Below are 15,130 nucleotides of genomic sequence, written 5' to 3'. Positions count from 1 at the left end.
TCAACGCTAACTTGGATGCAGCTCATGGGTTCCGGCACGCTGTTGCTTGCAACGACATCCTGGTTCAAATCAAGCATGCCAACGGCTACGTTCAGGAAACGGAAACGCCCGCCGCGCACTGTGATCTCAGGCACTGACGTGCCCGGCGTCGGGACGCAACCCGACAATTTTAGCGAGGCGACAGGCTGGTCAGCTTTCTGAATTTCCGTTCGCAAAGACAGTCACCCGGGCGTCGGCGCATCGAGATCGACCTGTTCGGAACGGTCGTCTATGCGATCGGCGACGTCCATGGCTGCTATCGCGAACTGCGCACGCTCGAGGACAAGGTCGTTGCCGACGCGGCCATCCTGCCCGGCCGCAAGCTGATCATCATGCTTGGCGACTATATCGACCGTGGCCCCGATTCGGCACAGGTGATCGATCACCTCATAGCCCCGCCGCCACCAGGCTTCGAGCGTCTCTGCCTGATGGGCAACCACGAGACCCAGACGCTCGACTATCTCGACGGCAAGCTGTCACTGGCTCGGTGGCTGTCCACGGGTGCACGCAGCACGCTGTTCTCCTACGGCATCGACGCCGAGCATCTCGGCGAACTCTATGGCGGCGGCAACAGGCTCGACGACCATATTCGCGCAACCATCCCGCCGGAACACATCGCCTTCATGCGCGACCTGCCGATCATGGCCTATTCCGAACGCTTCGTGTTCGTTCATGCGGGCATCCGGCCCGGCGTGCCGCTGCTCGACCAGGAAGACGACGACCTGCTCTACATCAGGGAGGAGTTCTTCGAGGCGTCGCGCCGGCTCGACCGCTGGGTCGTGCATGGCCACACGCCGGTTGACCATCCGCGCATCGACGGCCGCCGGCTGGACATCGACACCGGCGCCTTCAAGACCGGTCGGCTGACGGCGGTGCGCATATCAGGCAAGAGCGGCAGGCTGTTTTTCTCCTAGCTCGCGACCTAGGCCTTGGCTTTGGTTTCGCTCCTGTCGATATAGTAGCTGGAATAGCGTTCCAGGAACTGCTCGGAGCCGCCATAGGCGCCGTAGCGCGGCAGTTTCTTCAAGTCGACCTTGTTGAGCACCAGGCCGAGCACCTTGCTGGCGATCTGCGGCTCGGCGCCGAGCCCGGAGCGGACCAGCGGACGCGGGGTAGCACCCCATTCCGCCACCAGCACGAAACCGTCGGCCAGCGGCGCGAACGCCTTGGCGTCGACGACCGGCCCGAGTGGCGGCAGGTCGACTATGATGTAGTCAAACGTCGCCTTGGCGTCGTCGATGAAACGCCGCATGCCGGCCGACGACAGCAGTTCGCTGGTATGCGAAAAGCGGCCGCGCACCACCGCAGGCACGATCGCCATATTGCTCTGGCGGTCGACCTTCACCACCGATTGCCAGCCCTGGTCGTTGACCACGGCTTCCACCAGCCCTTGCTCGGCATTGATGCCAAGGCTGCGGCTGAGGCCCGGATTGCGCAGGTCGGCGTCGATCAACAGCGTCCTTGCACCATTGCTGGCGATCAGGCCGGCCAGATTGGCGGCAACCGTCGACTTGCCCTCGCCCGGCAGCATCGAGATGACACCGATCACCTTGCTGCCGATGTCCTGCAGCACGACGTCGCCGGCGATCTTGGTACTGCGCAGCGTTTCCGCGAACATCGACGCCGGCTGGTCGACCGCGATGCGCATCCTGGCCCGGCGTTTCATAAGCTCCGCCGCGCGCGACGGCGGCGGCGTGCCCATATTGCCCGTCTTCCCGGCGTCCTTCCTGTCCTCGTTCGAGGCGATGAGTGGCAGGTAGCCGAGGAACTTGACGCCCAGCCTTTCGCGCACGTCCTCCGCGGTGCGGAAGAAGCGCTCGTTGAATTCGTTGAGTGCGCCGAAGGCAGCACCGAGGACGACGCCGAGCACCAGCGCCAGGCCAAACACCATCGAGGTCCGCGGGCTCGACGGGCCGCGCGGCATCGTTGCTTCCGAAATCACCCGGACCTTGGCGATCGGGAAGGAGCGCTGCTGCGACGCCTCCTCGTAGCGCGACAGGAAGGTCTGGTAGAGCGTGCTGAGTGCCGTCGCCTGTTGCTGCAGTTCGCGCAGCCGCACCTGCGCCTGGTTGGCGCTCGAGTTCTGGCCAGTCGCCTCCGACACGGAGTTGCGGAGCGCGGTCTCGCGCGACTGCGCCACCTCGAATTCGTTGCGATAGGTTTCGGAAAGCTGGCTCAGCTCACGGAAAATCTGGTTGGCGAGGTCGCTCTGTTCCTTGCGCAGTGCCACCGCCTGAGGGTGGTTGGGACCGAAGCCGGCCGAAATCTCCTGCTCGCGCTTCGATACGCCGGAATGGCGCTTCTTGAGCTCCGAGATCAGCGGATTGCCTGCCTCGGCCGCCGACAGGGTTGAGTTGCCGACCGCCGCTTCCGGCCCGCTCTCGACGATGGTGCGGTATTGTTCGTAGCGCGCCCGCGCCTTGGCGGTATCGGCCTGTGCGAGGATCAGCTGGGCGTTGAGATCGGAAAGCTGCTGCTCGGCGATGGTTTCGCCGCGCGCCGCCGCAAGGCCGTTCTCGGCGCGGAATTTTTCCACCTCGAGCGCAGCCTTCTGCGAACTCGTGCGCAGTTCCTCCAGCCGGCCTTGCAGCCAGACGGCCGCCTTTTCGGTGGCGTCGAAGCTGGCATCCAATTGGTCGGCGACGAAGGCATCGGCATAGGCTTTGGTGATCGCAGCCGCCAGTTGCGGATCATGCGCGCGGTAGGCCATGGAAATGACATAGCTGCGGCCGGAGCGCTCGGCCATGATGTTGTTCTGCAGCATCGCCACCGCCTGCTCCTTGCGGGCGGCGTCGGCCATCGCCTTGCGTTGCGCATCGGTAAGTTCGGCGCCGCCGGCGATCTCGGGCGCGGAACGGAAAACCTGCAGGAAGCCGCGAGCGTAGCCGACAAGCGTCGACAGCAGCGATTGCGGCGGCTGCATGAAGCTGGCGTTCTGGTCGAGCTTCTGCTTCTCGACCACCACGGCAGCCAGCCGCGCCGACTTGATGATCTCGATCTGGGACAGGATCGCCGCATCGGTCTGCATGTTGACAGGCGTCGCCGACACCTCGTCGACCATCTTGTTCATGCCCTCGTCGATCAGCACGCGGGTCGACGCCGTGAAGGTCGGTGGCGTCGTCTGCAGATAGACAAGCCCGAGCAGCAGGCCGATGACGGCGCCGACGCCGACCACCTTGGCCTGGCGCTTGGCCATCGCCAGCAGGCGTTCGAGGTCGATGAAGTCGCTCCCCTCGCGCGCGTCCTCGCGAGACGCGGCAAGGCGGTTGCCGAAGGGAAAGCTGGCGTAGTTCATCTGCGTTCCAGTTCTTGCCTGAGCAGCGGCCGCTGCTCGCTGGGTTCTGGCGAAGCCGACTTCAGCTACGCAATCTACCGCGCCCGACGGGCACGGCTCTTTTCGAACACCGTCGTGGCGGCCATTCCAGCCGCCGCGACGGACCGATCATGTCAGGCCGCGACGACGTGATCCTGCTCGGCGACCATCTCGCGGATGGCATCGAGCACGGAATCGCGGATGTCGGCCCGCTTCAGGGCAAAGGCGACATTGGCCTGGATGAACCCTTCCTTGGAGCCGCAGTCGAACATCCGGCCATTGAATGGCCGGGCGAAGAAGGCCTGGCTCGCGGCAAGGCGCACCATTGCGTCGGTCAGCTGGATCTCGCCGCCGGCGCCACGCTTCTGCGTGCCCAAAAGGTTGAAGATTTCCGGTTGCAGGATGTAGCGGCCGTTGATGTAGAAATTCGACGGCGCCTGGGCCGGTGCCGGCTTTTCGACCATCGCCGTCACCTCGAAGCCCGAACCGACATCGGGGCCTTTGCCGACGATGCCATACTTGTTCGTTTCACTCGGATCGCACTGCTCGACGGCAATGACGTTGCCGCCTGACACGGCATGCAAGTCCATGATCTCGGCCAGGCAGCCGCGCTTGCCGAAGGACACCATGTCGGGCAGCAACAGCGCGAAGGGCTCGTCGCCGATGATGTCGCGGGCGCACCAGACGGCGTGACCGAGGCCGTGCGGCGCCTGCTGGCGGGTGAAGCTGGTGGCGCCGGGCACAGGCAGCAGGCTCTCCAGCGACCTGATCTGATCGACCTTTCCGGCCTGTTCGAGCGTGCCGACGAGTTCGGGGTGAAGGTCGAAATAGTCCTCGATGACAGCCTTGTTGCGGCCGGTGACGAAGACGATGTGCTCGATGCCGGCCTCCAGCGCCTCGTCGACGGCATACTGCACCACCGGCCTGTCGACCACGGGCAGCATCTCCTTGGGCATCGACTTGGTCGCGGGAAGGAACCGCGTGCCGAGACCCGCCACCGGGATCACCGCTTTCCTGACTTTCTTCATCGTGCCAATCCTCTCGCTCATGTAACTCTCCTCGTCTTGTTCTTGGCCGCTCCGGGCACGCGCATCATGTGCCGGACCGGTATGCGAACTGCCTGGCAAGCCGGCGCAGCCGGACTTCTATAGGCATCCGCAAATGTCGAACCGCCGCCGGGTCCCCCAGTGCGGTCCGTACCGCCTTGAGCGGCGACCGCTGCTTGATGTGCGTAACCAGTGACAGGAATGAGGCAGCCTGGGAGAGGCTCCGGGCACGTCGCGTGAACGCCTTTTTCGCCTCTCCGTCGAGCCAGTAAGCCGCCTCGAAGATGGCATCCGCCCGCTGCATCGCCTCGACGTGCTGAAGCTCCAGAACTCTTGAAATGGAGCCGTTTCGCACGTGATAGGCATAGCCTACAGCGGGTTCGACGATGCAGCCGCCGCCCCGCGCGAGCGCGCTGGCGAGCAGGATATAGTCCTCTCCGATGAGCAAATTCTCGTCGTAACGGAGCTCATTTGTCTCGAGATATTCACGCAAGAATATCGGCTTCATGTAACCAAAATTGAACGTCGCCTCGAAGACGACATTGCTGCTGATGAAGTCCGCCAGCGTCAGATTGCCGAGTTTTTCGAGATAGCTTTCGGCGAACATTACTTCGCTTGGCCTGCCGTCGTCGTGAACAACCACGATGTTGTCGACCGCTATCGCCGCAGAGCCAGCATCAGCCCTGCCGATCATTGCCGAAAGCCTGTCGGGCAGGACGGCATCGTCCGCATCGAGCACGGCGACCCAGCGCCCCAGCGCCGCATCGAGGCCAGCGTTGCGCGCTCCACCTGGGCCGCGATTTTTCTCCAGCGCCACGACCCGCACACGCGGATCGGCATAGGCCCGTGCAAGCGCAATCGTCGCGTCGGATGAGCAGTCGTCGACGACGATCACCTCGACGGTGACGCCTTGCTGTGCCAGCGCGCTGTCAATGGCGCGGCCGAGCGTTGCCTCGGCATTGTAGGCGGCGATGACGAAGCTGACGTCAGGCTGCATCCTGGCCTCCCTCTTTGCCGTAGAGACGCAGTTCACGTGCGCCGGCCAGCCCGCTCAGCACGCCCAAATGCATCACGCCACGCAGCAGGCTGCGGTTGCGGCTGACCGGCTGCAGCGCGGTCAGCCCCGCCGCGGCAAAGCAGTAGCCGGCCTTGGCCGAGGCCCGTACGAGCTCACCGAAGCGACCAACGCCACTCCGCTTGGCGCCAAGCAGGCGACCATGCGTCTGCCCGACACGGAAGCGCCGCGTCGTCAGCCAGCGGAACGAGGCGCGAGACGCCGGAACCGGCTCCTCCACCCAGGCCTCCGCGGCATAGCTTATGCGACCACCGGCACCGAACACCTGGTCGAAGAATTCGGTGTCCTCGCCGCCCGACTGGCCGCGCTCCAGGCTGAAGCGGCGGCCGGCGATGCTGGGCGAAGCGATCCGGAGCAAGGCATTACAGGTGTAGCCGGTGCGGATCTCGCCCCGAACGAACACCGGATAGGTCGAGTGAAAGTCGCCGACCTGCATCCAGCCCGGGGCTCCCGTCCCATAACGCGCCTTGACCGGCCCGAGCACCACCTCGGCACCGGTCGCCTGCGCGGTCTCGACGAGCCGCTTCAGCCACATGCCTGTCGCCTTCTCGTCATCGTCGATGAAGGCGACGAAATCGGCCGAGCTGGCATCCAGGCAGGCATTGCGGGCAAGCGAGATGTTGCGCGCCGGACAATGGACGTAGCGAACCTCGAGCGAAAGCTCGTCCGCCAGAACGGAGACCAGTTCCGCAGCACTGGGCACCTCGTCATTGTCGGCCACGACGATGCCGATGCGATACCCCGCGGGTAGGTCCATCGCCGCAAGCGACTGCAACGTGTCGGCCAGTTCGCGCCGCCGGAAGGTGCAGACGCAGATGTCGATGCTGGGCATTTCGGTCATGCTGGGCGCCCCCTTGCCGGCAAGGCAGCGAGTTGGAGCCAGAAGCCGAGCGACCAGGCGAAATGCATCACCATCGCCGACACGCCGGCGAGCGCCAGCCCCGGCTTGCCGGCCCGCAAGGCAAGGGCAGCGCCATAGCTCAGACAGATCGCCGCCCAGACGAGGACAGGCACGGCGAAGATCCAGTGAACGACGGCGAGGCTTGCGAGCAGCGCCGTCGGCGCCACCATCAGCGGCACCATCTGGCGGAGCCTGGGGATGACGCGGTGTTTCAGCACGTTCCGCGCCCGTCCCCTGCCATAACCGAGATACTGGTGGAACAGGCCGCCAAGTGAAGCACGCGGAAAATAGGTCATGCGGGTGCGCCCGCTCATCCAGATGCGGTAGCCGGCCTGGCGCAGACGATGGTCGAGCTCGGCATCCTCATTGTGACTGAAGCTCTCGTCATAGCCGCCGACATCGCTGAACGCTGCGATGCGCATCAGGGCGTGATGGCCGTGATCGACCCATTCCCCGGCCGAACCATGCCTGTGCTTCGACCCACCTGTGCCGAGCTTCGAGTTCTGCGCAGCCGCAGCCGCCTGCTGCACGGTGCCGCGGCCTTCGGTCAGCATCGAAACGACGAGGGAATCGGCGCCAGACGCCAGCGCTTCCTCGAGCAGCCGGTCGCAATAATCGTCGGGATAGCCGCCATGAGCGTCGATGCGGATCAGATAGTCGACGCCACGACCGAAGCGTTCGACGGCCAGGTTCACTGCCGCACTCTGGATGCGCGCCGGATTGTCGATCAGCACGACATTGTCGTCTTCGGCAGCAATGCCGGCAACGATGGTCCGGGTCGCATCGCGGCTGCCGCCGTCGGCGACGATGATCATTGCGCCGAGCCGCCGGGCAGAGGGCCGCAGTTGGGCCAGAAGGCCGCCGATATGGCGCTCCTCGTCGAGGCACGGAATGATGATGATGGCGGAGGACGTTTCGGTCATGCGTCTGCTTGTGTTGGTTGCGTTGAAGGTCAGGCGGCGATGGCGCCAGGGCTTTCGCCGTTTTGGGCGGCGACCCGTTCGAGCGTCGCCACCATCGCCCGGCAATCGGCCAGGTCGCAGATCCAGTTTCGCGGATCACGGGCAAGCACTTCACCGCGCAAGGCGGCGTAACGTTCGCACGTCATGCCCGAGAGCGCTTCCGCCAGAGCTGATGCCGACGGCTCGGGCAGCATCAGCCCGATATCGAGGCGCTCGAGGAAGCGCGCCGTCTCGGTGCCGGCCATGGCGATCGGCACCGTACCGAACCGGCAGCTTTCATAGAGCCGGTTGGGCAACAGCCATGTCGAGTTCTGACCTTCCTCGAAGAAGTCGATCGCCCAGGCAAAGTGCGCCTGCGCGTAGATGTCGACCATGTCCTCTGGATTTCTGTAGGCACCCTTAAACTCCAAATGGGGCTCGGATGCGACGAAACCGTGGAAATCCGGAAACTCCGACAGCGCGGGGCGGCCGCGCAACACGACCTTGAACCGCCCCTCCGTCCCACGGCTGAAAGCGGCCAGCAGTTCGAGCGACTTGCGGCAGCGCAGCGCCCCGAACCAGCCGATCGTCCAGGGCTCGCCCGCCGGCGCCGGCGACGGCAGCGCTTCAATGCGCGGCTCGAGTTCCAGGAGCTTGTTCTCGACCAGTTCGATGGGGGCGTCGATCTGCCCGAACCGTTCGAAATAGTGCCTGACGAAGGCCGGCGAGCTGGTCAAGAGCAGGCCGACATTGCGCCCGAACAGGCGCTCGGCGCCACGCAGGCCCTTGCCCAGAAAATCCTCGCGCAGCACCAGCCGGTGGATGTCTAGGCACTCGTAGACAATGGGCGTCGACGCACCGAAAACCGAACGGGCACGTTGCGCCAACGCCAGCATTTCGAGATTGCGGGCAACGATCACATCGGGCGTCACCACCGATTTCAGCGAAGCGCCGATACGCGTCGCCGCCATTGCAACCGCACCCAGCCGCTGCGCAAAACGCCCGTCGCGGGTGTGACCGAGGTCGATCGGCGTAACGCCTTCGACGTCTTCGAGTTCTTGCGTCCGGCGAAAACCAGCGAGCGTAACGCGCGCGCCACCGGCCTTGAGCATGATGATCCGTCGACGGACTGCCGGGTCGGAAACATCGTGCACCAGGTACAGAACATGCAGCATGAATTCACGCTCGCAGTTTGGCCCACCGACGACGAAGCTAGTGCACCTATTGCTGCGTCGCAACAAATATTGACTGGTCGCACCTCAAATATTGTTGCGCCGCAAAATGGCCCGGTTAGCCTGTACTTATCTTCCCGACGCGACCAATCCGAGGAGGCTAGCCCCCATGAAGACTGTCCCCATGAAGACTGTCATCGTCGAAAACACCGTCTGCCTGAACACTGGCGATGCGGCGATCCTGCTGGCCATCCGGCACATCCTCAAGGCGGCCTGTCCGGGCGAGTTGCGCTTCCAGGTGTTCGATAGCCAGCCCACGGTGGCGTCGCGGCTTTATCCCACGCAAGCCTATCCCGATATCGAGATCCGCAAGCTGCTGGCCGAATCGATCTTCAAGTACCCCTATGACGACAACCGCCTGAAGAACCTGGCCAAGCCGATCTACAACCGCCTCGCCCTGAGTGCGCTGCGCCACTACGGCAAGAGCCGCGCCCTGGACGAGACGATGTTCAGCGCCGAGGACCGTCGCAGCCTCGACATGTACCGCCAAGCCGATCTGGTCGTCACCACAGGCGGCACCTATCTGGTCGAGAACTACAATCTCGAACGCCGCCTCAACCAGTTCCGCATCGACGCGATCTTCGGCAAGGACCCGGTATTCTTCACCCAGTCGCTGGGCCCGTTCGACAAGGACTACAACCGCCGTGAACTGAAGCCGGCCTTCGACCGCAGTCCGTTGATCCTGTTGCGCGACAGACGCTCGCACGGCCATCTCGACGGGCTCGTCGACAATCCCGGCAAATGCCATGTCGTCGCCGATTCGGTGTTTGCACTCGCCGACAAGAAGCGCATCGAAACGATGCTCTCGGCCGGCACGCCGCCGGCACAGACCGGCCGTGTCGGCATTTCGGTACGACACTGGAACTACGTCAATGACGGCGCCGACGGCATGCACCGCTACATGGCCTCGATCCGTGATATCGCCACAAGCCTGGTGCGCGACCACGGCAAGCAGGTGACCTTCGTCTCGACCTGTCAGGGCGTGCCGGAATACGCACATGACGATTCGAAAACCGCACGGGCGATCGTTGCCGAACTCGATGCCGATGTCGCCGCCCATGTCGACGTCGACGCCGGCTTCCACACGCCCGAGCAGTTGATGGAACTGGTCAAGGGCTTCGACTTCGTCGTCGCCACCCGCATGCACATGATGATCATGTCGCTCTGCGTCGGCGTGCCGGTTCTGCCCATCGCCTACGAATTCAAGACCCGAGAACTTGCCAAGCGCGTCGGCCTGGCCGAGTTGCTGCTCGACATCGACTCCGTGACCCCTGAAGAGGCCGCCCAAAAGCTCGCGACCTTCACAGGCGATCTCGACCGCCTCAGGAAAACGACCCTTGCAGCGGTGCTGGAAGAACACGCCTCGGCCATGTCGGCCGCCGATCTGGTCCGGCCGCTGCTAGCGGATGCGTCAGCGAATGTTGCGGGCGATGGTCTTCCACGTCGCGACGAGGGCGCGGCGCGACTGCGGAACGGCGACCATGAAGGCGAGCGCCACCGCGTAGCTTAGGGCTGCCGCGGTGATCGCCGCCACGATGTTGGACTGGGCGATCAGCGCAGCCGGCAGGTGGTCGTAGGCCAGCCAGGTCATGGCCGCTGCGATGATCAGCAGCCCCTGCACCATCAGGAAGTCGAGCGCCGTGACCGGGCCGGTCCGCCCGATCATCACCGCCAGCACCGGCAGCCTGAGCGCATAGCCTGAGATGGCATAGGCAGCGGCGACGCCGACTGCACCCCATTTCAGCCCGGCAGCGAATGACAGCGCCGTCGTCAGCGCCGAATAGACGCCCCAGCGGAACATCGTGCCGGTCTTGCCCTGGCAGATGAAGATCCAGCCCGTCGTGCTCGACACCGGCTGCATCAGGCCGGCAATGCCGAGCCAGGCGAAGATCGGCGCTACGCCGAGCCAGCGTTCGCCGAACAGGATGGAAACGACCGGCTCGGCGGCAATCGTCAGGGCGGCGATGCCGGGAACGGTGATGAACGCAAGCAACCAGTTGGTGCGCAGATAGAGCTCGCGAAAGCGTGGCTTGTCGTCCTGGATGCGGCTCAGCAGCGGCACCATCAGCCGCGACAGCGGCTGGTTGATGTTCTGCAGCGGAAACAAAAGCAGCTTGTAGGCGCGGTCGTAGTAGCCGAGCTCGACCGGACCGGAAAACTTGCCGATCAGGATGTTGTCGAGGTTGCGCGAGAAGAAGTTGACGAGGTTGAAGCCGGTGAGATTGGCGCCGAAGGACAGGATCTCGCGCTCCACCTTGATGCTCGGCCTGCCCGGTTTCCAGCGCGTCGCCAACCATGCACCGGCGAGCGTCACCACGGCGCCCGCCGCAGGTCCGATCACCAGCGACCAGTAGCCGAGCCCGGCATAGGCCGCAGCGATCGCCGCGCCCAGGCCGGCAAGGGCGGTCGCGACGTCATTGATCGCCAGCTGGCCGAATTGCAGGTTTCGGTTCATCAGGGCCAGCGGCAGCGCCGCAAGACTGCCGAGCAAGAGCGGCGTGGCGGCGGCAAGCGTGATGCCGGTCATCCTGCCATCGGCATAAAATGCCGACACCGCCGGCGACAGCGCGGCAATCACGATGGTGCAGATCAGCCCGGCCAGCGCGCTGATCCAGAACACCTGGTTGAGCTGCTGACGGCTGATTTCCGGTCGCTGGATAACCGCCTGCTGCAGGCCGAGATTCTGGAACAACCCGACAAAGGCGACGATCGGGCCAACCGAGGCGACGAGGCCAAAATCCTCCGGCGCCAGCATCCTGGCCAGCACCACCACTGAAACGAACTGGATGCCGATCTTGATCGCCTGCGCCGCTGCCGTCAGCGCGCCGCCGCGCAGCGCTATGCGCCCGAGTTGCTGCGCTTCCGCCGTCATGCGGCAACCTTCGTGGCGGCAAGACGGAACAGCGTATCGGCGAAAGCGTCGTTGAGCCGGCCGGAATCGAAATCCTCCTCGACCTTGCGCCGCGCCGCGCGTGCCAGTTCTTCGCAGGAGCCGGGATTGTCGGCGATCCAGACCAGCTTCTGCGCCAGCGCGCCGACGTCCCGTTCGGGCGCCAGAAGCCCGGTCCTGCCGTCCTCGATCAGCTCGGGAATGCCGGAATGATAGGTGCTGACCACGGTCAACCCCGCAGCCATCGCCTCCATCAGCGCCACCGGGATACCTTCGAGGTCGCCGTCGCCCGCTTTGACGCTGGGCAGCACGAAGACATGCGCCTCGGCCAGCCGCTGTTTGACCTCGCTGTGCGGACACGGCCCGCGAAAGGCGACGCGCCCGGCAATGCCGAGACTTGCAGCCAGTTGTTTCATGGCATCGAGCAATTCACCGCCGCCGATGATCGTGTAGGACCAGTCGATATCGGGCCTGACGGACTGCACCTCGCCGAGCGCGCGAAGCGCGAACTCGATGCCCTTCTTCTCGGTCAGCCGGCAGACCGAGATCAGCGCCAGCCTGCTATCCCGGCGCTCGCCGGCCCGAAAACCGATCGTCTCGGTATCGACGCCCATATGGTGCACGGCAACCCTGTCGGCGCGCGCGCCGGCCTCGATCAGCGCATCGCGGAAGAAGCCGTTGACCGGCAGCTGCAGCGCGCCTTGGCGGAACACCACCTCGTAGCGCGACAGCGAGCCGTCATGCATCGGCGCGCCGACATCATGGCCATGGAAGATCGTCACCAGGGGAGCCGATATCCGCCGCTGCTTCATCGCCCTTGCGACCCGCAAGCCGTTGTTGCCGAAATGCGCGACGATGACATCGTATTTTTCGAGCTTGCCGGCAAAGGCAATGTCGAGCGCTGTCGACGCCTTGTCCCAAAGCTTGCCCGACCAGCGGCGCAGCGACGGGCGCAGCGGGCCGAGCGCACCCCACCATTGCGCGACGCCACCGGGCAGGTTGCGCCAGCGCGGATCGTCGATGTTGCGCTCCTTGCCGAAGGTCGTCTCATTGCAGATGACGCCGACTTCGATGCCGCGCGCAAGGCAGCCCTCGATCTGGTCGAGCACGAAGGTCTCGGACAGCGACGGGAACTTGTCGACGACGAAACAGACCTTCATCGAACGGCTCTCCAGAACCCTGACGGCATCACCTCAGGCAGCCTTGTTCAGGCCCTGCGTCACGGCCTGCTCGAGCACGCCCATGAAGGTGGCGAACTGCGCGTCGGGGTCGAGTTGCGCGCGTCCGGCAAAGGCGCGCGCGGCCGCCGACTGCCGGTCATACCAGGCCTTGTCCTGCCAGAGCCGACGCACGGGTTCGACCCAGTCGTCGAGCGGCGCATCGTAGTCGAGCACCACGCCGCCCTCGCCAACCGCCTCCGGCAGGCCGCCGCGGCGCGAGCCGATGACCGGAATGCCGCTGCAATGCGCCTCCGAGGCGACACGGCCCCAGGCCTCCTCCCATTTGCTCGGCGCGAGCAGGATCTTCGTCCGGCCATAGACCGTCTTCATGTTGCTGGTTCGGCTTTCGAGCCGGACATTGCCGAGCGGCGCGATCGTCTGCTCGATACGGGCGCGGTGATCGTCGGCCAGCTTCCAGCTTTCGACGAACAGGAACGGAATGTCGGGGCAGCGCCCGGCGATGCGCACCGCAAGCTCAAAACCCTTTTCCTCGTAAGGATTGATCAGCGTGACGAAGTCGCCTGACGTTTCCGTGGCGTAGTGGGCGGGATTGATCGTCGGCGGAATGACAGTCGATTCGATGCCGAAGCGCTGGCCATAGGTGCGCGCGGTGAATTCCGAATTGGCGATGTAGCGCGCCTGCCGCAACTCGCTGAGATCGCCGCCAAGCTCGTGGAATTCGACATTCCGGAGATAGACGACCAGCGGAATGCCCTGGGCCTCCAGTGCTTTCCCGATCGGCACCGACTTGTGGCACTGGACCACGGCAACGTCGGGCTTCAGCTTCTCCACTGCAAAGCCTGCGGCCTCCCATGGAAACCAGGCCCGCACCACGGGATATCCAGGGAAGCTGTCGATGACGGCGCGTTGTCCGGTCAGCTTCATCTTGGCTCTCGCCTTGAAGCCGAACATGCCGTCGCCGAACAGCGCGGCCAGCACCGAAGCCTCGTGGCCATGGGCGCGCAATTGCTCGACCAGGTGATGCGTCGACGACTGAACGCCGCCGCTGAACTCGGGCGTGTAGCCGTTGCCGCCTGCAAACAGAACCTTCATGTCCCTGCTCCGATATCGAGTTGGTTGACGGCCTCGCGCCTCACCCGGCCTTGCGGCCGATGGAGACGTATTGGATGCCGTGGCGGGCGACCACCGCCGGGTCATAGAGGTTGCGGCCGTCGAAGATGACGGCGGTCTTGAGCTGGTCACGGATCAGCTCGAAGGACGGCGCCCTAAAATTCTTCCACTCGGTGGCGATCAAGAGTGCATCGGCGCCGCGCAACGCCGCCTCCTTGGTACCGCACAAGGTGAGGTCGTCGCGCTGGCCATAGATCTGCTGCGCCTCGTTCATCGCCTCGGGATCATAGGCCTGCACCCTGGCGCCGGCTTGCCACAGCGCCTCCATCAGCACCCTCGATGGTGCCTCGCGCATGTCGTCGGTGTTGGGTTTGAAGGCCAGACCCCAGAGCGCAAAGGTCTTGCCGGTGAGGTCGCCGTTGAAGTGGCTCTTCAGCTTGTCGAACAGCACCACCTTCTGGGCATTGTTGCGCGCCTCGACCGAGTGCAGCAGCACCGGCTCGAAACCGACATCGCCGGCGGTGCGGATCAGTGCCCGCACATCCTTGGGGAAACACGAGCCGCCATAACCCAGCCCGGGATAGATGAAGTGGTAGCCGATACGCGGGTCCGAGCCGATGCCCTTGCGCACCTCCTCGATATCGGCGCCGAGCAGTTCGGCCAGGTTCGCCATCTCGTTCATGAAGCTGATCTTGGTCGCCAGCATGCAGTTGGCGGCGTATTTGGTGAACTCGGCCGAGCGCACGTCCATCACGATCATCTTCTCGTGGTTGCGGTTGAACGGTGCATAGAGCTCGCGCATCACCTCCTCGGCCGCTTCGCTGTCGGTGCCGACGATGATGCGGTCGGGCTTCATGCAGTCGGCGACCGCCGAACCTTCCTTCAAAAACTCCGGGTTGGAGACGACGTCGAAGCTTAGCTCCTCCCGGCCTCTCTGTTTCAAGGCCACCGCAATCGTCTCGCGCACCTTGTCGGCGGTGCCGACCGGCACCGTCGACTTGGTCACCACGATCTTGGCACCCGCCATCTCGCGGCCGATGGCATCGGCCACCGACAGCACATATTTGAGGTCGGCCGAGCCGTCCTCGCCCTGCGGCGTGCCGACCGCAATCATCTGGATCGCGCCATGGCGCACGGCCATCGAAGCGTCCGTCGTGAAGACGATACGCCCCGCCGCGTGGTTCTCGCGCACCAGCGCCTCCAGCCCCGGCTCGAAGATCGGGATGAAACCCTGGTTCAGCCGCTCGACCTTGGCCGCATCGACGTCGACACAGACGACATCATGACCGACCTCGGCCAGAACAGCCGCCTGAACAAGACCGACATAGCCAATCCCAAATACCGTGAGGTTCATCCAGTCCGTTCCTGTCTGTTGATGATGTCGAAGCGCGGCTGAACCGCG

At 64.5% G+C, this 15,130-nt stretch carries 12 protein-coding genes; 2 read left to right on the top strand and 10 right to left on the bottom strand.

What is annotated here, in order from left to right; all coding sequences use genetic code 11:
• Nucleotides 1–185: 185 nt before the first annotated feature.
• Entirely contained in the window at nucleotides 186–953 is a 768-nt protein-coding gene (locus tag H5P29_RS05965) for a metallophosphoesterase family protein (protein ID WP_312874174.1), read from the top strand.
• 8 nt (nucleotides 954–961) lie between these two features.
• Here the strand turns inward: H5P29_RS05965 and H5P29_RS05960 are convergent, their stop codons facing one another.
• The 6 genes from H5P29_RS05960 to H5P29_RS05935 form a co-directional block, all read right to left on the bottom strand.
• Entirely contained in the window at nucleotides 962–3,334 is a 2,373-nt protein-coding gene (locus tag H5P29_RS05960) for a polysaccharide biosynthesis tyrosine autokinase (RefSeq protein WP_154387025.1), read from the bottom strand.
• 152 nt (nucleotides 3,335–3,486) lie between these two features.
• A complete protein-coding gene (locus H5P29_RS05955; RefSeq protein WP_067956202.1) occupies nucleotides 3,487–4,380 on the bottom strand; it encodes a UTP--glucose-1-phosphate uridylyltransferase in 894 nt (297 codons plus the stop codon).
• A 64-nt stretch (nucleotides 4,381–4,444) separates the two neighbouring features.
• Complete coding sequence (locus H5P29_RS05950; protein WP_154387026.1) at nucleotides 4,445–5,395, bottom strand: glycosyltransferase family 2 protein; 951 nt, start codon at nucleotides 5,393–5,395, stop codon at nucleotides 4,445–4,447.
• Nucleotides 5,385–6,314, bottom strand: coding sequence for a glycosyltransferase family 2 protein (locus H5P29_RS05945; RefSeq protein ID WP_067956200.1), 930 nt, complete (start codon nucleotides 6,312–6,314; stop codon nucleotides 5,385–5,387). Before H5P29_RS05945 ends, H5P29_RS05950 begins: the two co-directional genes overlap by 11 nt.
• Complete coding sequence (locus tag H5P29_RS05940) at nucleotides 6,311–7,297, bottom strand: glycosyltransferase family 2 protein (protein WP_154387027.1); 987 nt, start codon at nucleotides 7,295–7,297, stop codon at nucleotides 6,311–6,313. The genes H5P29_RS05945 and H5P29_RS05940 overlap by 4 nt, the downstream gene beginning before the upstream one ends.
• Nucleotides 7,298–7,326: 29 nt before the next feature.
• Nucleotides 7,327–8,490 (bottom strand): glycosyl transferase family 1, encoded by a 1,164-nt coding sequence (locus tag H5P29_RS05935; RefSeq protein WP_154387028.1) that lies wholly within the window; start codon nucleotides 8,488–8,490, stop codon nucleotides 7,327–7,329.
• A gap of 166 nt (nucleotides 8,491–8,656) precedes the next feature.
• Between H5P29_RS05935 and H5P29_RS05930 the strand changes: the two genes are divergently transcribed.
• Nucleotides 8,657–10,057 carry a polysaccharide pyruvyl transferase family protein gene (locus tag H5P29_RS05930; protein ID WP_246341091.1) on the top strand — a complete coding sequence of 467 codons (1,401 nt, stop codon included), beginning with the start codon at nucleotides 8,657–8,659 and terminating at the stop codon, nucleotides 10,055–10,057.
• Here H5P29_RS05930 and H5P29_RS05925 read toward each other — a convergent pair.
• The 4 genes from H5P29_RS05925 to H5P29_RS05910 are packed head-to-tail and all read right to left on the bottom strand — an operon-like array spanning nucleotide 9,959 to nucleotide 15,082.
• On the bottom strand, nucleotides 9,959–11,419 hold the full coding sequence (locus H5P29_RS05925) for a lipopolysaccharide biosynthesis protein (RefSeq protein ID WP_067956195.1): 1,461 nt from the start codon (nucleotides 11,417–11,419) through the stop codon (nucleotides 9,959–9,961). The genes H5P29_RS05930 and H5P29_RS05925 overlap by 99 nt on opposite strands.
• Nucleotides 11,416–12,597 carry a glycosyltransferase gene (locus H5P29_RS05920; protein WP_154387029.1) on the bottom strand — a complete coding sequence of 394 codons (1,182 nt, stop codon included), beginning with the start codon at nucleotides 12,595–12,597 and terminating at the stop codon, nucleotides 11,416–11,418. The genes H5P29_RS05925 and H5P29_RS05920 overlap by 4 nt, the downstream gene beginning before the upstream one ends.
• A gap of 33 nt (nucleotides 12,598–12,630) precedes the next feature.
• On the bottom strand, nucleotides 12,631–13,710 hold the full coding sequence (locus H5P29_RS05915) for a glycosyltransferase (RefSeq protein ID WP_154387030.1): 1,080 nt from the start codon (nucleotides 13,708–13,710) through the stop codon (nucleotides 12,631–12,633).
• Between the two features lie 40 nt (nucleotides 13,711–13,750).
• The gene (locus H5P29_RS05910; RefSeq protein WP_067956191.1) at nucleotides 13,751–15,082 is read right to left on the bottom strand and encodes a UDP-glucose/GDP-mannose dehydrogenase family protein; all 1,332 of its coding nucleotides are present in this window, start codon (nucleotides 15,080–15,082) and stop codon (nucleotides 13,751–13,753) included.
• Between the last annotated feature and the right edge of the window lie 48 nt (nucleotides 15,083–15,130).

The sequence above is a fragment of the Aminobacter sp. MDW-2 genome (genome assembly GCF_014250155.1).
GTDB classification, from domain to species: domain Bacteria; phylum Pseudomonadota; class Alphaproteobacteria; order Rhizobiales; family Rhizobiaceae; genus Aminobacter; species Aminobacter ciceronei.
Note: the sequence above shows the minus strand (reverse complement) of the source record. Positions and strands in the feature narration are given on the sequence as shown.